Annotated in this window: 16 protein-coding genes; 9 read left to right on the forward strand and 7 right to left on the reverse strand. The window is 64.2% G+C overall.

Going from position 1 to position 20,388, the window contains the following annotated elements; translation table 11 throughout:
• The first annotated feature begins 13 nt into the window (after positions 1-13).
• From dnaE to nrdR, 4 genes are all read left to right on the forward strand, one after another.
• Positions 14-3,490: a DNA polymerase III subunit alpha gene (dnaE, locus tag GC088_RS06500; RefSeq protein WP_416377520.1), complete on the forward strand. Its 3,477-nt coding sequence runs from the start codon at positions 14-16 to the stop codon at positions 3,488-3,490.
• A 35-nt stretch (positions 3,491-3,525) separates the two neighbouring features.
• Positions 3,526-4,047: a hypothetical protein gene (locus GC088_RS06505; RefSeq protein WP_323961505.1), complete on the forward strand. Its 522-nt coding sequence runs from the start codon at positions 3,526-3,528 to the stop codon at positions 4,045-4,047.
• A 36-nt stretch (positions 4,048-4,083) separates the two neighbouring features.
• On the forward strand, positions 4,084-5,436 hold the full coding sequence (gene hisD, locus GC088_RS06510) for a histidinol dehydrogenase (RefSeq protein WP_323961507.1): 1,353 nt from the start codon (positions 4,084-4,086) through the stop codon (positions 5,434-5,436).
• A 202-nt stretch (positions 5,437-5,638) separates the two neighbouring features.
• A complete protein-coding gene (gene nrdR, locus GC088_RS06515; RefSeq protein WP_323961508.1) occupies positions 5,639-6,139 on the forward strand; it encodes a transcriptional regulator NrdR in 501 nt (166 codons plus the stop codon).
• A 58-nt stretch (positions 6,140-6,197) separates the two neighbouring features.
• On the opposite strand, the gene ppgK is transcribed toward nrdR, so the two are convergent.
• Both ppgK and map read right to left on the reverse strand, forming a co-directional pair.
• Entirely contained in the window at positions 6,198-7,025 is an 828-nt protein-coding gene (gene ppgK, locus GC088_RS06520) for a polyphosphate--glucose phosphotransferase (protein WP_323961510.1), read from the reverse strand.
• Positions 7,026-7,112: 87 nt separating this feature from the next.
• A complete protein-coding gene (gene map, locus GC088_RS06525; RefSeq protein WP_323961512.1) occupies positions 7,113-7,991 on the reverse strand; it encodes a type I methionyl aminopeptidase in 879 nt (292 codons plus the stop codon).
• 83 nt (positions 7,992-8,074) lie between these two features.
• Between map and GC088_RS06530 the strand changes: the two genes are divergently transcribed.
• A complete protein-coding gene (locus GC088_RS06530) occupies positions 8,075-8,242 on the forward strand; it encodes an SPOR domain-containing protein (protein WP_323961514.1) in 168 nt (55 codons plus the stop codon).
• A 3-nt stretch (positions 8,243-8,245) separates the two neighbouring features.
• On the opposite strand, the gene panB is transcribed toward GC088_RS06530, so the two are convergent.
• Positions 8,246-9,112 carry a 3-methyl-2-oxobutanoate hydroxymethyltransferase gene (gene panB, locus GC088_RS06535; RefSeq protein WP_323961515.1) on the reverse strand — a complete coding sequence of 289 codons (867 nt, stop codon included), beginning with the start codon at positions 9,110-9,112 and terminating at the stop codon, positions 8,246-8,248.
• Positions 9,113-9,300: 188 nt separating this feature from the next.
• On the opposite strand from panB, the gene glnA (GC088_RS06540) reads away from it, so the two are divergent.
• Positions 9,301-10,641, forward strand: a complete 1,341-nt coding sequence (glnA, locus tag GC088_RS06540) for a type I glutamate--ammonia ligase (RefSeq protein ID WP_323961517.1) — start codon at positions 9,301-9,303, stop codon at positions 10,639-10,641.
• A 15-nt stretch (positions 10,642-10,656) separates the two neighbouring features.
• On the forward strand, positions 10,657-13,674 hold the full coding sequence (locus GC088_RS06545; protein ID WP_323961519.1) for a bifunctional [glutamine synthetase] adenylyltransferase/[glutamine synthetase]-adenylyl-L-tyrosine phosphorylase: 3,018 nt from the start codon (positions 10,657-10,659) through the stop codon (positions 13,672-13,674).
• 106 nt (positions 13,675-13,780) lie between these two features.
• On the opposite strand, the gene glnA (GC088_RS06550) is transcribed toward GC088_RS06545, so the two are convergent.
• Positions 13,781-15,205: a type I glutamate--ammonia ligase gene (gene glnA, locus GC088_RS06550; RefSeq protein WP_323961521.1), complete on the reverse strand. Its 1,425-nt coding sequence runs from the start codon at positions 15,203-15,205 to the stop codon at positions 13,781-13,783.
• A 286-nt stretch (positions 15,206-15,491) separates the two neighbouring features.
• On the opposite strand from glnA (GC088_RS06550), the gene GC088_RS06555 reads away from it, so the two are divergent.
• The gene (locus tag GC088_RS06555) at positions 15,492-15,929 is read left to right on the forward strand and encodes an RDD family protein (RefSeq protein WP_323961523.1); all 438 of its coding nucleotides are present in this window, start codon (positions 15,492-15,494) and stop codon (positions 15,927-15,929) included.
• A gap of 124 nt (positions 15,930-16,053) precedes the next feature.
• Here GC088_RS06555 and GC088_RS06560 read toward each other — a convergent pair whose 3' ends face one another.
• The 3 genes from GC088_RS06560 to lipB all read right to left on the reverse strand — a co-directional run bounded on the left by GC088_RS06560 (position 16,054) and on the right by lipB (position 18,604).
• Positions 16,054-16,803: a DUF4191 domain-containing protein gene (locus GC088_RS06560; RefSeq protein WP_323961525.1), complete on the reverse strand. Its 750-nt coding sequence runs from the start codon at positions 16,801-16,803 to the stop codon at positions 16,054-16,056.
• An 80-nt stretch (positions 16,804-16,883) separates the two neighbouring features.
• Entirely contained in the window at positions 16,884-17,885 is a 1,002-nt protein-coding gene (gene lipA / locus GC088_RS06565) for a lipoyl synthase (protein ID WP_323961527.1), read from the reverse strand.
• Positions 17,882-18,604: a lipoyl(octanoyl) transferase LipB gene (gene lipB / locus GC088_RS06570; protein ID WP_323961529.1), complete on the reverse strand. Its 723-nt coding sequence runs from the start codon at positions 18,602-18,604 to the stop codon at positions 17,882-17,884. The genes lipA and lipB overlap by 4 nt, the downstream gene beginning before the upstream one ends.
• A 103-nt stretch (positions 18,605-18,707) precedes the next feature.
• Here lipB and GC088_RS06575 point away from each other — a divergent pair, with 103 nt between their 5' ends.
• Positions 18,708-20,363, forward strand: a complete 1,656-nt coding sequence (locus tag GC088_RS06575; RefSeq protein ID WP_323961531.1) for a serine/threonine protein kinase — start codon at positions 18,708-18,710, stop codon at positions 20,361-20,363.
• Positions 20,364-20,388: the final 25 nt, after the last annotated feature.

Consider the following 20,388-nt stretch of genomic DNA (forward strand, 5'->3'; position numbering starts at 1 on the left):
CACCGAGTATTCAATGCTCGACGGCGCCGCTCGGCTGAACGACCTCTTCAGCCACACGGCTGAGCTCGGGATGAACGCGCTGGCCACCACGGACCACGGGTTCGTCTTCGGCGCCTTCGACTTCTGGAACAAGGCCCGCAACGCGGGCGTGAAGCCGATTGTCGGCGTCGAGGCTTATCTCACCCCAGGCACAGCGCGCGCCGACAAGACCCGTGTCCAGTGGGGCGGCGGCGGACGTGACGACGTTTCCGGTGCGGGCGCATACACGCACATGACCCTGTGGTCCGAAACCACCGAGGGAATGCACAACCTGTTCCGGATGTCCTCCCTGGCATCGCTGGAGGGCTACCTCTACAAGCCCCGCATGGACCGGGACCTGCTGCAGACCTACGGGAAGGGACTCATTGCCACCACCGGCTGTCCCTCCGGTGAGGTGCAGACAAAGCTCCGGCTTGGTCTCTACCGGGAGGCCATGCAGGCCGCCTCGGATTTCCGGGACATCTTCGGCGCCGACAACTTCTTCTGCGAGTTGATGGACCACGGCCTGGACATCGAAAGGAACGTCCAGGCGGACCTCCTGAAACTGGCCCGCGAGCTCGGACTTCCGCTGGTTGCCACCAACGACCTCCACTACACCCATGCCGAGGACGCGAAGGCGCATGCGGCGCTGCTGTGCGTGCAGTCCGGCTCCACGATGGCAGACCCAAAGCGGTTCAAGTTCGACGCCGACGAGTTCTACCTGAAGTCCCCGGCGGAGATGCGGGCCATTTTCCGCGACTATCCCGAGGCCTGCGACAACACGCTGCTCATCGCGGAGCGCTGCAACGTGGAGTTCAACACGAGCGCCAACTACATGCCGCGCTTTCCCGTCCCGGAGGGCGAGAACGAGCAGTCCTGGTTCGTCAAGGAAGTCGAGAAGGGACTGCACTACCGCTACCCGGACGGCATCCCGGACGACGTCCGCAAGCAGGCGGACTACGAGGTGGGCGTCATCTCGCAGATGGGCTTCCCGGGCTACTTCCTGGTGGTTGCCGACTTCATCAACTGGGCCAAGAACAACGGCATCCGCGTGGGACCAGGCCGTGGCTCCGGCGCCGGCTCCATGGCCGCCTACGCCATGCGCATCACCGACCTGGACCCGCTGCGGCACGGACTGATCTTCGAACGGTTCCTCAACCCGGACCGTGTGTCGATGCCCGACTTCGACGTCGACTTCGACGATCGCCGCCGCCCCGAGGTGATCCGATACGTCACCGAGAAGTACGGTGACGAGCGGGTGGCCATGATCGTCACCTACGGCACCATCAAGGCCAAGCAGGCGCTGAAGGACTCGTCCCGAGTGATGGGCTACCCGTTCTCCATGGGCGAGCGGCTGACCAAGGCTATGCCCCCGGACGTCATGGGCAAGGGCATCGCGCTTGCTGACGTCCACAACAAGGACGCCAAGCGCTACTCCGAGGCCGAGGAACTGCGGGAGCTGCTCAAGAGCGACCCGGACGCGCAGAAGGTGTTCGAAACGGCCCTGGGCCTCGAGGGACTGAAGCGGCAGTGGGGCGTTCACGCGGCCGGTGTGATCATGTCCTCCGAGCCGCTGATCGACATCATTCCGATCATGCGCCGCGACCAGGACGGCCAGATCATCACGCAGTTCGACTATCCCACCTGTGAGGGCCTCGGCCTGATCAAGATGGACTTCCTCGGTCTGCGGAACCTGACGATCATGACCGACGCAATTGAGAACATCAAGCTCAACCGCGACTTCGACCTGGACCTCGAGACCCTCCCGCTGGAGGACAAGGAGTCCTACGACCTCCTGGCACGCGGTGACACGCTGGGCGTGTTCCAGCTCGACGGCGGTCCCATGCGGTCGCTTCTGAAGCTGATGCGCCCGGACAACTTCGAAGACATTTCCGCTGTCATCGCGCTGTACCGTCCCGGGCCCATGGGTGCCAACTCGCACACCAACTACGCGCTGCGCAAGACGGGCGTCCAGGAGATCACTCCCATCCACCCGGAGCTGGCGGAACCCCTCGCCGAGATCCTGGACACAACCTACGGCCTGATCGTCTATCAGGAGCAGGTCATGGCGATCGCCCAGAAGGTCGCGGGCTACTCGCTCGGACAGGCGGATATCCTCCGCCGTGCGATGGGCAAGAAGAAGAAAGAGGAACTGGACAAGCAGTTCGCCGGCTTCTCGCAGGGCATGAAGGACAACGGCTATTCTGACGCCGCCGTCAAGACCCTGTGGGACATCCTCCTTCCGTTCTCCGACTACGCGTTCAACAAGGCGCACTCCGCCGCATACGGTGTCGTCGCGTACTGGACCGCCTACCTGAAGGCCCACTTCCCGTCGGAGTACATGGCGGCATTGCTGACCAGCGTGGGCGACGACAAGGACAAACTCGCCCTGTACCTGAACGAGTGCCGCCGCATGGGCATCACGGTTCTGCCGCCGGACGTGAACGAATCGAGCGTCAACTTCACGCCAGTGGGCACGGATATCCGCTTCGGCATGGGTGCAATCCGCAACGTCGGAGCTAACGTGGTCGGCGCCATGGTTTCAGCGAGGGAGGAGAAGGGCGCGTTCGAGTCGTTCTCCGACTTCCTGCAGAAGGTGCCTGCCGTGGTGTGCAACAAGCGCACCATCGAATCCTTGATCAAGGCGGGCGCATTCGATTCGCTCGGCCACCCGCGCCGTGCGCTGGCGATGATCCACGAGGAAGCGGTGGACTCCGTCGTCGTGCTCAAGCGGAATGAGGCGGCCAACCAGTTCGACCTGTTCAGCGCCTTCGACGATCCCAGCGCCGGGACCGGACTGTCAGTCGACGTTCCGGACCTGCCGGAGTGGGCAAAGAAGGACAAGTTGGCCTTCGAGCGCGACATGCTGGGGCTGTACGTTTCGGACCACCCGCTCCAGGGACTGGAGGGACTGCTCAGCCAGCACGCAGATTCTGCCATCACCTCCATAATCGGGGAAGACGGCCCGCCCGACGGCGCCATGGTCACCATCGCGGGCATGATCACCTCGTTGCAGCGGAGGATCGCGAAGAACAGCGGCAATGCCTACGCCCGTGCTGAGATCGAGGATCTCGGAGGGTCCATCGAAGCGATGTTCTTCGGCCAGGTATACGGCCCTATTGCCTCAGTGCTGGCCGAGGACCTGATCGTGGTGGTGCGCGGACGGCTCCAGAAGCGCGACGACGGCACGGTCACCCTCAACGCCCAGGAACTCTCCGTCCCGGACCTGACGGAGGGCCACTCCGGCCCAGTGGTCATCTCGCTGCTGCACCACCGAGCCACCGAACCGGTTATCCACGAGCTGGGTTCCGTACTCCGCCAGCATCGGGGCAACTCCGAGGTGCGCCTGCATGTCCGGAAGGAGCGACAGCTATCCGTCCTCTCGCTGCCGGTAGACTTGCGGGTCAATCCCACGCCGGCCCTGTTCGGGGACCTGAAAGTGCTGCTCGGGCCCACCTGCCTCGATGCGTGACGGGCGCAGGTTGCAGCGGCAGTTAGGGTAGACGGATGCAGGAATCACCGGCGGAGCCGGGCACGTACCCACCTCCGGTCTACACCGGTCCGGCCACGACGACGACGGCGCCGCCATCGTCCCTCGCGTGGTGGGCGGCAGCGATGACGCTTCTCGGGCCGATCCTCGGTGTGGTCTGGTGGCTCGCCGCACCAGGAGGAGCGCTGTACGGTGACCGCTCCGAGGCCGAGACCTGGTTGCTGCGGGACCTGGTGTTCGCCGGTCTGCAACTGCTTGCCGGCGTCGTTGTCGGCTGGCTGCTGACCAACCGGCTGGAGCGTCCCGGCGCCTGGGAGCGGGTGTGCGCGGCCGTAACGGGTGCTCTGTTGGGTTCGCTGCTCGCAGTTGTGGTCGGCCAGGGGCTGGGGGCGCTGTTCTCCGGAGGCGACACCGAGTTCCCGTTCGTCCTTCGGTCGCTCGGTGCTGCGGTGATCTGGCCGGCGGCCACCGCGTTGGTGGTGTTCCTCGCCTCCCTGCTCGGGCTGCTGCTGGTTCGGTCTCCCCACCAGACGGAGTAGGAGGGGACCGGCTTTCACGCCGGTAGAATTGCGGGTGTGACCGCACAGACTTCCCCCGTTTCCTTTGATGCCTTCCGCACGATCGACCTGCGCGGAGCCCAGCTGTCCGCCGCTGATCTGAAGGGGGCGATGCCCCGCAGCGAAACCGCTTCCTTCGATTCGGTCGCGTCGCGCGTTGAGGACATCATTGACGATGTGCGCTCCCGGGGCTTTGATGCGCTCAGTGATCTCGCCCAGCGTTTCGACGGCGTAACGCAGCCCCATCCGCGCGTCCCCGCCAAGGCGCTCAAGGAGGCACTCGAATCGCTGGACCCGGATGTGCGGGCCGCCCTTGAAGAGTCGATCGACCGCGCCCGGGTCTTCGCTCTGGCGCAGAAGCCGCAGGACGTTTCCGTCAACATCCGGCCCGGGGCCGCGCTGACCCAACGCTGGGTGCCGGTAAACCGGGTGGGACTCTACGTTCCCGGAGGGCTGGCAGTTCTGGCGTCTTCCGTGGTGATGAACGTGGTGCCCGCGCAGGCTGCAGGGGTCGAGTCCATCGCGCTTGCCTCACCGCCGCACAAGGATTTTGGAGGCATGCCCCATCCGGTAATCCTGGCCGCAGCCGCGCTGCTGGGCATCGATGAGGTGTATGGCATCGGCGGTGCCCAGGCTATCGCTGCCTTCGCTTACGGCGTTCGCGCGGAAGGGGACCGGGAAGCGATCGCGCCGGTCGACGTCGTAACCGGCCCCGGTAACATCTACGTGGCTACCGCCAAGCGCCTGGTCAAGGGTGTGGTGGGGATCGATGCCGAAGCAGGTACCACCGAGATCGCCGTGCTGGCCGATGGGACCGCTCAGGCCCGTCTGGTTGCCGCCGACCTGATCAGCCAGGCTGAGCATGATCCGAACGCGGCATCCGTGCTGATCACCCCGTCCGAAGAACTGGCCGCTGCCGTCCGGTCCGAACTCGCGGCGCAGGTGCCTGCAACCCGGCATCGGGAGCGGGTGGAGACGGCCCTGTCGGGGCCGCAGTCCGGCACTATCCTGGTTGACGACGTCGAGCACGGCATCGCTGTATGTGACGCCTATGCTGCCGAGCACCTGGAGATTCATACTGCTGACGCAGCAGCGGTCGCCGGGCGAATCCGGAATGCCGGTGCCATCTTCGTGGGGGACTACAGTCCGGTCAGCCTGGGCGACTACTGCGCTGGATCCAACCACGTGCTGCCCACCGCAGGAACCGCCGCCTTCGCATCAGGGCTGGGAGTACACACCTTCCTGCGTTCAATGCAGGTCATCGACTATTCCGCTGATGCCCTTCGGGAAGTAAGCGCCCATGTTGTCGAGCTCGCCAAGGCTGAGGATCTTCCGGGTCACGGTGACGCTGTGCGGGTCCGATTCTCCTGAGCTGATCCGCCGCGCCGGCACCCGCGGCGGGTCATTGGAACCCCACATGTAGTAATAACAATGTTGTAGTTTCACAACATCTAGTTCTAAAATGGTGTTGCGCGACGAGCCCTTTTGGTGCGTTCGTGTCGTAGCTGTTCAATGGGGCCTAGTAGCCGTCCAGCAGCTGTTCAGAAGCCAAAGTGCCGAAACGAGGGGTGGAATGTACTGTCCGTTCTGCCGCAGTTCCGATTCCCGCGTGGTGGACAGCCGCCTCACCGAAGACGGCTCTGCCATCCGTCGCCGTCGGCAGTGCCCCCAGTGCGGCAAGCGCTTCACAACGCTGGAAACCACCAGTCTCTCGGTCATCAAGCGCTCGGGCGTCGCCGAACCCTTCAGCCGCAGCAAGGTTGTGAGCGGGGTTCGCAAAGCCTGTCAGGGAAGGCCCGTCACCGAGGATGACCTGGCCCTGCTTGCGCAGGAAGTCGAGGAATCGATCCGTGCCAGCGGCGCGGCGGAAATCGACGCGCATGAGGTGGGGCTGGCCATCCTTGGGCCACTGCAGAACCTCGACCAGGTTGCCTACCTCCGCTTCGCCAGCGTCTACCAGGGGTTCGACTCGCTGGAGGACTTCGAAAAGGCGATCGAGAAGCTGCGCCGCGAGGCATCAAGCTCTGCGCGCAGCGTGCCGGCCGGTACCCAGCGTCCGCTCACCGCTACCTGATCTCCGGTGGTGGCAGCGGAGGGGAAGCCGCCGCCACCACCGGCACCAAGCAACAGTCTCAGTGAACTTCGACCGGCTCGCTCTTGAAGTGCAGGGCCGCCTGCAAAGCTGCTCCAACGATGCCCGCGTGATTACGCAGTTCCGCGGGGATGATTCGGGTGCGAAGATTCAGCTGGGGAAGGAAGTCCTTGCTTCGCTTGGAGATTCCTCCGCCGACGATGAACAGCTCCGGCGAGAAGAGGAACTCGACATGCGAGAAGTACCGCTGCAGCTTGACCGCGTACTGATCCCAGTCCAGGCCCAGACGCTCGCGCGCCACGGCTGAAGCCTGCGTCTCGGCGTCGTGTCCGTCAATCTCAAGGTGGCCAAGCTCAGCGTTGGGGACCAGCTTGCCGTCGAAGATGAAGGCTGACCCGATGCCCGTGCCGAGCGTGATCACCAGCACGGTGCCGTCGACGCCCTTGCCCGCGCCGTACTGAACCTCGGCAAGGCCGGCGGCGTCGGCGTCGTTGATGACATGCACGTCCCGGCCGAGAACCTTCGTGAACAGCGCATCGACATCCGTGTCTATCCAGCTCTCATCAACATTCGCAGCTGAGCGCGCGACACCGTGCTGAATGATGGCGGGGAAGGTGACGCCGATGGGCAGCTTCTCTGTTGGGGCGCCCTCACGGCTGGAAAGCTCGGCGACGATGTCGGCAACGACGACGGCGACTGCCTCGGGAGTTGCAGGTTGGGGTGTTTCCACCCGGTACCGCTCGCCTACGATTTCACCGGCCGCGAGGTCAACGATGCCTCCCTTGATGCCGGTCCCGCCGATATCGATGCCGATGACGGTCTTGGGGAGCTTGGTGCTTCCCAGCTTCTTCTCGCTCTTCTTGCCCATGATTCTCCAGGGGATCGTTGGGATGGTTCAGGTCGAAGCGCACGGGAACGGTGTCCGCGCGCAAGGTGGTGCCGGGGAAGTCTCTAATCAGGGAAGCGTCAGTACTTCGGCGCCGTTCTGGGTGACAACCAGCGTGTGCTCAAACTGGGCGGTTCTCCGACGGTCCTTCGTGACCACGGTCCAGTCATCCGGCCACATGTCCCATTCAATGGTTCCGAGCGTCAGCATGGGCTCGATGGTGAAGACCATCCCCGGTTCGATGATCCTGTTGTACGCAGGAGCAGCGTCGTAATGGGGGATGATCAGCCCGGTGTGGAAGGCCTCTCCTACGCCGTGGCCGGTGAAGTCCCGCACCACACCGTAACCGAATCTCTTGGCGTAGGACTCAATGGCACGGCCGATGACGTTTATTTCTCGTCCGGGCGCCACCGCCCTGATGGCCCGGTTGAGCGCTTCCTGCGTACGTTCAACCAGCAGGCGGGATTCCTCGTCAACGTCGCCAACTAGGAAGGTGTAGTTCGTGTCACCATGCACGCCGTCGATATACGCCGTGATGTCGATGTTGATGATGTCGCCGTCGGCCAGCGCAGTCGAATCGGGGATGCCGTGGCAGATGACCTCGTTCAGCGACGAACAGATTGACTTCGGGAAGCCACGGTAGCCGAGGGTCGAGGGGTAGGCGTCGTTGTCGATCAGGAACTGGTGGCCGATGGCGTCTAGTTCATCAGTAGTGATACCAGGAGCAATGTGGCGACCGACTTCCTGAATGGCCTGCGCGGCGATCTTCGATGCCCGCCGGATGCGTTCGATGGTCTCTTCCGATTTGACCTCCGACCCCTCGAATGGCGCCGGGCCGGGACGTCCAACGTATTCCGGCCGCTTGATCGACGACGGAACGCTGCGCTGGGGGCTGACCGTTCCCTGGCTGAGGGTGCCGACGGGTGCCGTAGAAGAGTGCTGGGGCATACGCTAGATCCTAGCGGTGGAGAACCGCCGGTGCCGAAAAATAACGGGACTGGAGCAACAGTTCATGGAACGGGGAGGCCGGGATGGTGCAGTACTGGTACAACGTGCGGACCCATGAGGTTGAAGAAGATGCTCAATCGGACTGGAGCCAGCTCATCGGTCCCTATGAAACCCGGGCTGAAGCGGAACGGGCGCTGGAGAAGGTCCGCGAGCGGAACCGCGCCTGGGAAGCCCAGGACGACGAGGACTGACCGCTAGAAGCTGTGCTCCGGGCCGGGGAACGTGCCCTCGCGCACCTCGTCCGCGTAGGCGCGGGCTGCGTCTGATAGGACCGTGCGGACGTCCGCGAACTTCTTCACGAACCGCGCCTGCTTCCCCAAGCGAAGGCCCGCCATGTCCTGCCAAACCAGAACCTGGCCGGTTGTTGCTGAGCCTGCTCCGATGCCGATCGTGGGAACGGCCACCAACCGGTCCACCTCGGCTGCCACATCAGCCGGCACCATTTCCATCAGCACACAGAACGCTCCTGCCTCAGCCAGCGCAACGGCGTCGTCAATCACCGTTCGTGCGGCTTCGCCCCGCCCCTGAACCCGGTAGCCGCCCAACGAGTGCTCGCTCTGCGGAGTGAAGCCGACGTGGGCCATGACCGGAATCCCTGCCTGGACAATGGCGCGAACCGTCTCAGCATGGTGCTTCCCGCCCTCCATCTTCACAGCGTGCACCAGCCCTTCCTTCATGAGCCGGACGGACGACTCCACACCCTGCGCGGGGGAGACCTCGTAGCTCCCAAACGGCAGGTCGGCGACGACGAGCGAACGCTTTGAAGCGCCGGCAACCGCCCTGGAGAACAGAATCATCTCGTCCAGGGTGATGGGCAGGGTGGTGGCGTGTCCAAGCACGTTATTGGCAGCGGAGTCGCCGACCAGGAGGACCTCGATGCCGGCCTCGTCGAAAATCTGTGCGGCGTACTGGTCGTATGCGGTAAGCATGGCGAAGCGGCGGCCTTCGTCCTTCGCGGCCTGCAGGTGATGAACGCGAATCCGTGCCGGCAAAGCGGACGACGGCGTACCGCCCTGCTGCGATCCGGTTCCGTAGGGGGCAGGAATCTCCGCGGAATTCATGCTTCTGAGCCTACTTCACGGGTAACGCCGCCGTAACACAGCCTCGACATACTGTTCCCCGAGGTCTTGGACGCCCGGTGGATCCGCGTGCGCTGCCCAATTGTCAGTAGAGTGAACACGGACTTCGGAGCGCCCTGCCGCGTGCGGGCACGGCACCGGCATCGGCATCGAGTGGGAAAGAGGTTGGAATGGATCGGCAGCAGGAGTTCGTCCTACGCACTATCGAGGAACGGGACGTCCGGTTCGTGCGGCTGTGGTTCACCGACGTCGTCGGATCCCTGAAGTCCGTGGCGCTGGCCCCGGCGGAAGTGGAGGGCGCCTTCGAAGAGGGCCTTGGCTTCGACGGGTCCTCGATCGAGGGACTGGCCCGCGTCTTCGAATCGGACATGCTTGCGCAGCCGGACCCTTCGACATTCCAGATCCTTCCCTGGCGGGGCGAGCGGGAACAAACCTCACGCATGTTCTGCGACATTCTCACGCCGGATGGTCAGCCGTCGTCGGCTGACCCTCGCGGAGTGCTGAAGCGGACCCTCGCCAAGGCCGCCGACATGGGATTCACCTGCTACACGCACCCCGAGATCGAGTTCTACCTGCTCAAGTCGGCTGAGCTGGGTCCGGACGGGCAGCCGGTCCCGGTGGACCAGGCCGGCTACTTCGACCATGTGCCCGGTGGGGTTGCGCAGGATTTCCGCCGCACCGCCGTCGCAATGCTCGAATCGGTTGGTATCTCCGTAGAGTTCAGCCACCACGAGGGCGGGCCCGGCCAGAACGAGATCGACCTGCGGTACGCCGATGCCCTGCAGACCGCTGACAACATCATGACGTTCCGTACCGTCATCAAAGAAGTGGCACTCATGCAGAACAGCTACGCCACTTTCATGCCGAAGCCTTTCTCCGACCATCCCGGTTCCGGCATGCACACTCATTTCTCCCTGTTCGAGGGAGACACCAACGCCTTCTTCGAGGCAGGAGCGGAGTTCCAGCTCTCGAAGACGGCGCGGCAGTTCATTGCAGGAATCCTGCGCCACGCTCCGGAATTCACAGCCGTCACCAACCAGTTCGTGAACTCATACAAGCGGCTGTGGGGTGGAGGCGAAGCGCCGAGCTACCTTTCCTGGGGCCACAACAACCGCTCCGCCCTGGTGCGGGTTCCGCTGTACAAGCCCAACAAGGGGCAGTCGGCGCGGATCGAATACCGCGGCATCGACTCGGCAACCAATCCATACCTTGCCTACTCGGTTCTTCTTGGCGCCGGTTTGAAGGGTATCGAGGAAGGATACGATCTTCCTCCCGGCGCCGAGGACGATGTCTGGAGCCTGACCGCCGCAGAGCGCCGGGCGATGGGACACGATCCCCTCCCCGCGAGCCTGCATGACGCGGTCCGGGCAATGGAGGATTCGGAACTCGTAGCCGAGATTCTGGGCGAGCAGGTTTACGAGAACTTCCTGCGGAACAAGCGCGCCGAATGGCATGATTACCGCATCCAGGTCACGCCCTACGAACTGAGGCGGAACCTCGGCATCCTGTAGGCGGGAAGGCACCAGATGAGCCTGAACAGGGAACTGATCAGCAGGGGATTCACCGACCTCGACAAGAGCAGCCGGTTCCTCGCCGCGCCGGAGCTGCGGAACATACCTGAAGACCGGCTCTTCGCGGGCCTCGTGAGCGCCGCGAACCCGGATCTGGCCCTGCAGTCCCTGGTGCGCCTGCTCGCAGTCCAGCCGGATCTGGCAGACCTTGTCCGGTCCGGGGACGGTGATGCAGAGGCGCTTTTCCGGCTCCTCGGCGCATCAGAGGCACTGGCCGAGTTCCTGATGCGGCATCCGGAACATGTTGATGTTGTGCGGGCCCGGACGAGCGCTGAGCCGGGTCGCGTAGATGCCGAGGAGCTGCGGACATCACTGCTGTCCTCGGTTGAAGCGGATCACCGGTCATCACAGCCGGTTGCCGGTGTAGCGGGAGCGGACGCTTACCGTGCCCTGAGGACGCGCTACCGCAGGCATCTCGCAGAGCTTGCCATCCGCGATCTGAGTGCCGCCTCTCCCACCGATTTCCTGCCTGCGGTGGGACGGGAGTTGGCCGATCTCGCTGCTGCCGCGCTGGAAGCGGCCCTCGCCGTCGCCCGCGCGGACCTGGCCGGCACATTCCCCGAAGCCGACATCGCGGCGGTCCGGCTGTCGGTGATCGGCATGGGCAAGTGCGGTGCCGGCGAACTGAACTACATTTCCGACGTCGACGTCATCTACGTGATTGAAGCAGACGGGCTGGAGGAGGAGCGTGCAACCCGCATTGGGACCGCACTTGCTTCCGGGATTTCCCGTGCGATCATCTCGGCGGGCCGGGAACCCGGACTGTGGGAAGTCGATGCGAATCTGCGGCCCGAAGGCAAGGACGGACCCCTTGTACGGACGCTGGATTCGCACCTGACCTACTACGCCCGATGGGCGCAGACGTGGGAATTCCAGGCGCTGCTGAAAGCCCGGCCGGTCGCGGGCGACGCCGACCTCGGCGCCCGGTACGCCAAAGCCGTCTCCGAACTCGTGTGGACATCATCGGAACGCGAGGGCTTCGTGGCATCAGTGCAGGCAATGCGCCGCCGCGTGACCGACAACATCCCATCCCACGAGGTCCACCGGCAGATCAAACTCGGCACGGGCGGCCTTCGCGACGTCGAGTTCACTGTGCAGCTGCTCCAACTGGTGCACGGCAAGGTGGACGAGTCCGTGCGTACGCCGGCAACCACCGCCGCCATTGCTGCGCTCAGCGCCGCCGGTTACATCGGGCGGCGGGACGCTGAGGAGTTCGACCGGGCGTACCGGTACCTGCGTGTCCTTGAGCACCGGATTCAACTGGTCCAGATGCGCCGCACGCACCTGATGCCGGAGGACGAGGCGAGCCTTAAGGCACTGGCGAAGTCCTCGGCGAGTCCGCTGGTCGACACCCGGCCGACGGCAGCAGCCCTGACCGATGAGTGGCAGCAGACCAAACGGCTGGTACGGCGGCTGCACGAGTCGATCTTCTACCGTCCGCTGTTGAACGCGGCAGCAAATTTGAGTGCCGACGAGGTTCGTCTGACGCCGGAAGCGGCGCGCGCGCGGCTTGCAGCACTCGGCTATCTCGACCCGCGTGGCGCCCTGCGGCATATTGAGGCGCTCACAAGCGGCATCAGCCGGAGGTCCGCCCTGCAGCGCCAACTCCTGCCGGTGCTGCTCGACTGGCTGGCCAACGGCGTGGATCCCGACGCAGGCCTCCTCGGCTTCCGCCGCCTGAGTGAGTCGCTTGGGGAGACCCACTGGTACCTGGGCATGCTGAGGGATGCCAAGGCCGCCGCCGAGCGGCTCTGCCACATCCTTTCATCGAGCCGGTTCATCACCGACCTGCTGGAAGTCTCGCCCGAGTCCACCAAGTGGTTGGGAACGGACAAGGAACTGGAGCCGCTGCCGTTTGAAGCGCAGTGGCAGGAGATCCAGTCGAAGATGTCCCGTCATCCGCAGCCGCAGGAGGCGATCCGGCTCATCCGCCTGATCCGACGCCGCGAGATCCTGAGGATCGCCATCGCTGACAGCTCCGGTCTGCTCAGCCAGGAGGAAGTGGGAAGGGCCCTTGCCGACGCCGACCGGGCCGCGGTCCTCGGTGCTCTCAACGTTGCAGAAGCAGAGGTACGGGGCGGCGATGAGCCGCTGACCGACGTCGTGGTGGTGGCGATGGGGCGCCAGGGCGGGCGGGAGATCACCTACGGCTCGGATGCCGACGTAATGTACGTGCACCGGCCGCGCCCCGGTGCGGAGGCCGAGGCCGCGCAGCGGGAGGCTGAACGGATCGTCACGCTGCTGCGCCAGCGCCTCCAGCAGCCGTGCACGCCGCCGATCCTCGCTGAGCGCGTCCTCGAAGTCGACGCGGACCTCCGACCTGAGGGCAAGCAGGGGCCGATGGTCCGGTCGCTCGAATCCTTCCGCGAGTACTACCGCCGCTGGTCGCTGGTGTGGGAGTCGCAGGCGCTGTTGCGGGCCCTTCCGATGGCCGGCGATGACGGGCTCAGTTCGGCATTCCAGGAACTGATCGATCCGCTCAGGTATGAACGGACGGTCACCGATGCGGACCTCCGGGAGATTCGCAGGATCAAGGCCCGGGTCGAATCCGAGCGGCTTCCGCGTGGAGCGGACCCTTCACGCCACCTGAAGCTGGGCAGGGGCGGACTCAGTGACGTCGAGTGGCTGATACAGCTCCTGCAGCTTCAACACGCCCGCGACATCCGCGCCCTTCGGACCACTTCAACGCTGGAAGCAATGGACGCTGTGCAGGAACATGGGCTTCTGCCGTCCGACGACGTCGCCACCCTGCGTGCCAGCTGGCGACTCGCCTCCCGCATCCGGTCGGCGAACACCATCTGGGGCGGGAAGCAGTCCGACCTCCTGCCGTCCTCGCGACGCGACCTCGAGGCAGTAGCGCGTTGGTGCGGGTACGGGTCGGGCAAGGGAACCCAGCTTGAAGAGGACTACCTGCGGCTGACCCGACGCAGCCGTGCCATCTTCGAGCGCCACTTCTACGGCTACGACGGCTGACTACTTGGGACTTTGACCGGAAGCCGAAACGGGGGTTGAACGGACACGGGTTGCTTAACGGAAATAGGGCCGCACCGAGGTGCGGCCCTATTTCCGTAGTCACGTCCTAGACGCCGTAGTACAGCTCGAACTCGTAGGGGTTCGGGCGTGCCGCGAGCGGAGTAATCTCCACCTCGCGCTTGTAGGCGATCCAGGTATCGATGAGATCCTGGGTGAACACGCCGCCCGCCTGCAGGAACTCATTGTCGTTCTCAAGGGCGATGAGAGCTTCTTCGAGCGAACCCGGTGCCTTCTGGATGTCCTTGGCTTCTTCGGCAGGAAGCTCGTACAGGTCCTTGTCGATCGGGTCAGCCGGTTCGATCCTGTTCTTGATCCCGTCCAAGCCCGCCATCAGCTGTGCGGCGAACGCCAGGTACGGGTTGGAGGAGGGGTCCGGAGCGCGGAACTCGATGCGCTTGGCCTTGGGATTGGAACCGGTGATCGGGATGCGGATGCCAGCCGAACGGTTACCCTGCGAGTAGACCATGTTGACGGGAGCCTCGAAGCCCTTGACCAGGCGGCGGTAGGAGTTGACCGTCGGGTTGGTGAAGGCGAGGACTGCAGAAGCGTGCTTCAACAGGCCACCGATGTACCAGCGAGCAAGGTCCGACAGGCCGGCGTAGCCGCGCTCGTCGTAGAACAGCGGTTCGCCGTTGCTCCAAAGCGACTGGTGGCAGTGCATGCCGGAACCGTTGTCACCGAAGATCGGCTTCGGCATGAAGGTTGCCGACTTGCCCCAGGCGTTGGCAACGTTCTTGATGATGTACTTGAACTTCTGCAGGTCGTCAGCCGCGTGCACCATGGTGGTGAACTTGTAGTTGATCTCCGCCTGTCCGGCGCCGCCGACTTCGTGGTGCGAACGCTCGACCTCAAGGCCTACGGCATCCAGCTCAACACACATTGCGTCGCGCAGGTCGGCCTGCTTGTCAACGGGCGAGACGGGGAAGTAGCCGCCCTTGAAGGGGGTTTTGTTGCCCAGGTTTCCGCCGACTTCCTCGCGGCCGGTGTTCCAGGGTGCTTCGATCGAGTCCAGCTTGTAGAAAGCGCCCTGCGGGCTGGACTCGTACTGGATGTTCTCGAAGATGTAGAACTCGGCCTCGGGGGCGAAGAAGGCGGTGTCTGCAATGCCGCTTGATGCCAGGTAGGCCTCGGCGCGCTCAGCCACGCCGCGCGGGTCGCGGTGGTAGGGGTCACCGGTACGGGGGTTCACGATCGAGAAGTTCAGCGCGAGGGTCTTCTCGATGCGGAAGGGGTCGATGAACGCGGTGGTGACATCGGGGATCAGCTGCATATCGGATTCCGCAATGCCCTGGAAGCCCCGGATCGAGGATCCGTCGAACAGCTGACCATGTACGAAGAAGTCGGCGTCTACTGACTTCGCCGGCACGTTGAAGTGCTGCTGAACGCCCGGAAGGTCGGTGAAACGGACGTCTACGAACTTCACATCTTCGTCAGCGATGTACTTGAGGACTTCGTCCGCATTCTTGAACATCGGATTATGCTCCTAACGCATATTCGGGGGAGAGCGACCGGGAGTCGGTAGCGCGGGGGAACCGCCGCCTGGCATACGAGCCGCGGCCGCAACAGCCCCAACACTATGAATGCGCAGTTACCCGTTGGTGTCGCAAATGTTTCCGGCGTGTAACTTAACCGGGATGCAGCGCACCCGTTGCTTCTCCACCCTAACGTCTTGCGGCTACTCAGGCCCCGGGGCCGGCGGCCCGACGGCGGGCGCCTGCTTCCAACGGCGCCTCACCGCCGAGCGATAGAGTGGTGAAGTGGTTGAGCGTAGAGATATCAGTTCATGGCTGGAGGGTCCGCCGTCGCGCGGAGAGGGCCACTGGCCGGGGCAGCGCCTCGGCCGTCCGAGGGACGGCAAGGGCTCCATTGCCCGTCCCGGACGCCGATTGGGTGCCCTTGCGATTGACTGGGCGTTGTGCACCCTGATTTCCGCCGCATTCTTTCGCTACGACGGGATGGCAACGCTGGGAATCTTCGCGATCGAGCAGATGGTTCTCGTCGGAACGCTCGGTTACAGCGTGGGTCACAGGGTTTTCGGCATGCAGGTCCAAAAGCTGACCGGGCAGGCGGCGGGCTTCGGCTCAGGGATCATCCGTACCCTGCTGATCTGCCTCGTGATCCCAGCGGTGGTTTTCGACGAGGATCAACGCGGCCTGCATGACCGCGCGGCCCGAACCGTCCTCGTGAGGATATGACCTGGGGAAGTTGTGACACCGTCCCGGCCTGAGGGCGGCGCCGCACAGCACCGACGAGAAGTAGCAGAAGGCCGCCGGCACCCAAGGGCGCCGGCGGCCTTCTGCTTGATTCTGTCCCTCAGGGCTAGCGGCCCCGCATGGCCTTCCGGTCCGGGCGGGCCTTGAACGGATCCACACCCTTGGGAATAGGCATACGGGTTCCGAGGGCGCTCAACCGCTTGTCGACGGCGGTGACTTCCTGACGGGTAAGGGTCTTCTTCATTTTCTGCAGCTTCTTGGCGATGCGCTGGAGCGGCACCTGTCCCTCTCCGCTGCCGGCGTGCACCACGTGCACCGGGACACCGGGGACGATCCGGTTCATCTTTACCCGCTCCCCATTGACCAGTTGCTTGACGCGGACAACGGGCCCTTCGGCGACCAGGACGATCCCGGGACGGCCGATTGCGCGGAAGACGGCGTCTTGAGTACGCGGGTTGACCGCCACCGGTTCGTCCTTGAGGATCCAGCCACGGCGGAGGACGCTCAGCGCAGCCCCGGCCGCGCCCGGCTTTCCTTCGATCTGCGCGAAGGCGGCCCGTTCAGCACGCCTCGAGAGGATGAACAGCGCAGCGAGGAATGCCAGCGGCACCGCGATAATGACCATGGTGATCACGTTGCGGATAAGGAAGCCGATCAGCAGTCCGACGGCGATAACAGCCAGGAAAGTCAGGACCATGATCCAGACGACGTTCGGATCGTTGCGCCGCGTCATCGCGAAAACTTCAGCGATGCGCTTCCAGGTTCCCGGCTTCTTGGGCGGCTTGTCCGCCTTGGGCTTGCGAGAGAAGAGACGACGCTGTGGACGTGATCCGTCGGTATCAGTGCTGTTGGCCATAGTGGGTTAATTCTACGGGATGCCGGGCGTACGGCGGACGCCGCACCAAGGGGACGTCCGCCGTCGTACTGGAAAGGGGATCAGCCAGCGATCAGGCTGGAGGCCTCCTGAAGGGTGCTTCCCGAATCCTCGATGTGTGCCAGTTCGGGGGGCAGCTCCAGACCCTTTTTCCGCATGGCGCGAGCCCACAGGCGGCCGGCGCGGTAGGAGGAACGAACCAGGGGCCCGCTCATGACGCCAAGGAAGCCGATCTCGTCCGCTTCCTCCTGCAACTCAACGAACTCCTGCGGCTTCACCCAGCGGTCCACGGGCAGGTGCCGCTCGCTTGGGCGAAGGTATTGGGTGATCGTGATCAGATCACAGCCCGCGGCGTGCAGATCGCGCAGTGCCTCGGAAATCTCCTCACGGGTCTCTCCCATTCCGAGGATCAGGTTCGACTTGGTGACCATGCCGCGGTCGCGGCCCTGCGTGATGACGTCGAGTGAGCGCTCGTAACGGAAGGCGGGACGGATGCGCTTGAAAATCCGGGGAACGGTCTCGACGTTGTGGGCGAAGACCTCAGGCTGGGCTTCGCAGATGGCAGCGATGTGCTCGGGCTTGCCGGAAAAATCCGGAATGAGTATTTCGACGCCGGTGCCAGGGTTCAGAGCGTGGATCTGCCGGATGGTCTCGGCATACAGCCAGACACCCTCGTCCGGGAGATCATCACGTGCCACGCCGGTGACAGTTGCGTAGCGCAGGTTCATCGACTGCACGGACTGCGCAACCTTGAACGGTTCACTGCGGTCCAGCGGTGCGGGACGCCCCGTGTCGATCTGGCAGAAGTCGCAGCGGCGGGTGCATTCGGACCCACCGATGAGGAAGGTGGCCTCACGGTCCTCCCAGCATTCGAAGATGTTGGGACAGCCTGCTTCCTCGCAGACGGTGTGAAGCCCTTCCTTCTTAACCTGGTTTTTCAGGCTGACGAATTCGGGGCCGATGTTCACCTTGGCTTTGATCCAGTCAGGCTTGCGTTCGACGGGAACCGCGGCGTTTCGCGCCTCGACGCGCAGCAGACGGCGTCCCTCGGGGGCCAGGCTCACAGTAATGCTCCTTCCGGCTGGTCGTTTCCGACCGCTTGGGCTGTGCCGGACGCCGGCACTACGGTTTCGGCGTCGAGAACCAGCGATTCCTTATTTTTGCGCAGCTCTTCCTCGATCCGCGACACGATGTCGGCAGGCGTGACCGTACGCCCGAGCTCCGCCGAGATACTGGTGACTCCGGCGTCGGTGATGCCACACGGGATGATCTGGGCGAAGGGGGAGAGGTCGTTGCTGCAGTTGATGGCGAAGCCGTGCATGGTAACCCGACGGTTGATGCGGATGCCGATCGCTGCGATCTTGCGCGCCGGCTTCTGATCGTCCGCCGCCAACCACACTCCGGACCTGCCCTCGATCCTGACACCGCGGATGTTGTAGTCCTGCAGGACAGCAATGATGACGTCCTCAAGAATTCCCACGTAGTCGGCAACACGGGTGGGCTCCGGAAGCGCAAGGATGGGGTAGCCCACCAGCTGGCCCGGACCGTGCCAGGTCAGCTTTCCTCCGCGGTCCACGGGAACAACCGGGGTTCCATCGAACGGCTTTTCGTGCTCCTCGGTCCGCTTGCCGGCGGTGTACACGGGAGAGTGCTCCAAAAGCAGGACCGTGCTTGGGTGCGTACCTTCGACAACCGCCTCATGCAGCACACGCTGCCGTTCCCAGCCGTCGAGGTAGTCGACGAAGTGCGGGTCGAACCCGATTCGGGAGAACTCCAGAGTCATTCCTCAAGGGTAGACCCGGCCGACAGTGAACTCACATTCGGGGACCGGGATGTGTTGTGGATAACTTCTGCGGGCTCGGCGGAAATGCCCAAGACTGGTCGCCATGGACAACTTCCTTCGCCAGACGGCAGCAGGGCCTGCGGACACGGTGACCGATTCCGATTCTGCGGTGCCGCCGCACGCGGACGGGTATCACACCGGAAGACTGCTTGGTGTGGGCGGGAGCGCCGCCGTGTGGCTCGTAACGGATGCGCGAACGGGTGAAGCGCGAGCCCTGAAGGTCCCGAAGGCTTCGCCGAACGGCGTCGCGGACCTGAGGCAGCTCCGGCGGGAAGTGACCGTCCTGGCCGGCCTCACGCATCCTCACCTGTTGGCAATCCACGACGTCGTAGCGACGGACCTCGGGCCCGCGCTTCTGATGGACTACGCTGCCGGCGGTTCAGTGCTCAACCTCGTGACGGTGCGGCGCCGGTTGAGCGTTGGCGAATGTGTCACGGTATTGGTGCCTTTAGCACGGGCGCTGGCTTTCCTGCATAGCCGGTCAGTGGTGCATGGCGATGTCGCACCGGGAAATGTGCTTCTAACCCCAGAGGGAATGCCGCTGCTGTCAGACCTGGGCACGGGGCGCCTCATCGCGGAGGCAGAATCCGTCGAGAGGTTCACCGACGGTTTTGCGGCAGGAGAAGTGATTCAGGGGCATCCGCCTGACCCGCGTTCTGATGTGTATTCCGTGGCAGCGCTCGGTTGGTACGTACTGACGGGGCAGGCTCCCGGGCAAGCCCGCCATCGGGCGCCCTTGACAGTCCTGGTGCCCGAGGTCTCGCCGGAACTGCGCGACATTCTGGAGGCAGGGTTGGACGAGGACCCGCGCCGGCGCCCAACTGCGTCTGACCTTGCGCAGGCAGTACTTTCCGCGGCAGAGGCACAGCCCCTCGATCTCGTTAACGCGGTGCATCCGACGGTCCTGCCGCACTTGCTGACGCGCCGCGCGACGCGGGACCAGCAGACGGACGGGCACCGGAAGCTGTCGGCGACACTGGGCGGGATCAAGGTGCTGGCCCGCCGGAGGAAGGCGCAGGGCCGCCGTGCCCACGTCGCTCACGGTACCGGTGGCGCAGGCGGGCAGCGTCTGCAACGCATGGTCAGGCCTGCCGTCGCAGCGGGTCTCGTCGTTTCCGGGACCTTTCTGGTCCTTCCTCAGCTTCCCGGAGCAGCTGAAACATCTCCTGGGCCGGCCGACCTGAATGACCGAAGTGCCAGTGAAAACGCCGACAGCACCGACACGACGCAAATCCACACGGCAAGGACGAACACGCAGCTTTCCGAGGCGGTGCTGGATCGCCTTGACAACGGAGACCCGCTGAAAGCGCTGCCCGCCCTGGCGACAGTTCGTGCCCGTGCGTTTGCCACGGGAGACCCCGGCCTTCTTTCCCATGTGAACGTTGACGGCTCTGATGCGATGGCCGCGGACAGGGAGATCCTCGGCACCCTGGCAGAGCAGGGGCATGTCTATCAAGGCCTGAGCGTCCGGCTGGAGAGCATGAGCTTGCTGGAAGAGAACACCATGGCGGAGGGTGCGGCGGATGACAAAGCAGCGGTAAGGGCGACCGCCCAGATGTCGGGATATACCGAGGCGGACACATCGGGACAGGTGGTGCAAAACGTCCCCGAGCCGGCGCCGCAGGAACTGCTCTTCCTGCTGGAAAGGGTCAACGGCACATGGAAAATAGGACAGGTGCACACGCCGGACGGGGTCTGAGGCCCCTTTCATATGTGTGGTTATG

It is taken from the genome of Arthrobacter sp. JZ12 (assembly GCF_035189165.1).
Lineage (GTDB): Bacteria > Actinomycetota > Actinomycetes > Actinomycetales > Micrococcaceae > Arthrobacter_D.

What these genes read in the sequence shown, in the direction of transcription:
- map (WP_323961512.1), bottom strand. Translation starts at nt 7,991, where the DNA reads ATGCCCCAGCACTCTTCTACGGCACCCGTCGGCACCCTCAGCCAGGGA.
- ppgK (WP_323961510.1), bottom strand. Translation starts at nt 7,025, where the DNA reads ATGGGCAAGAAGAGCGAGAAGAAGCTGGGAAGCACCAAGCTCCCCAAG.
- glnA (WP_323961521.1), bottom strand. Translation starts at nt 15,205, where the DNA reads ATGTTCAAGAATGCGGACGAAGTCCTCAAGTACATCGCTGACGAAGAT.
- panB (WP_323961515.1), bottom strand. Translation starts at nt 9,112, where the DNA reads ATGAATTCCGCGGAGATTCCTGCCCCCTACGGAACCGGATCGCAGCAG.
- glnA (WP_323961517.1), top strand. Translation starts at nt 9,301, where the DNA reads ATGGATCGGCAGCAGGAGTTCGTCCTACGCACTATCGAGGAACGGGAC.
- GC088_RS06530 (WP_323961514.1), top strand. Translation starts at nt 8,075, where the DNA reads ATGGTGCAGTACTGGTACAACGTGCGGACCCATGAGGTTGAAGAAGAT.
- lipB (WP_323961529.1), bottom strand. Translation starts at nt 18,604, where the DNA reads ATGACTCTGGAGTTCTCCCGAATCGGGTTCGACCCGCACTTCGTCGAC.
- nrdR (WP_323961508.1), top strand. Translation starts at nt 5,639, where the DNA reads ATGTACTGTCCGTTCTGCCGCAGTTCCGATTCCCGCGTGGTGGACAGC.
- GC088_RS06545 (WP_323961519.1), top strand. Translation starts at nt 10,657, where the DNA reads ATGAGCCTGAACAGGGAACTGATCAGCAGGGGATTCACCGACCTCGAC.
- GC088_RS06575 (WP_323961531.1), top strand. Translation starts at nt 18,708, where the DNA reads ATGGACAACTTCCTTCGCCAGACGGCAGCAGGGCCTGCGGACACGGTG.
- GC088_RS06560 (WP_323961525.1), bottom strand. Translation starts at nt 16,803, where the DNA reads ATGGCCAACAGCACTGATACCGACGGATCACGTCCACAGCGTCGTCTC.
- GC088_RS06505 (WP_323961505.1), top strand. Translation starts at nt 3,526, where the DNA reads ATGCAGGAATCACCGGCGGAGCCGGGCACGTACCCACCTCCGGTCTAC.
- dnaE (WP_416377520.1), top strand. Translation starts at nt 14, where the DNA reads ATGCTCGACGGCGCCGCTCGGCTGAACGACCTCTTCAGCCACACGGCT.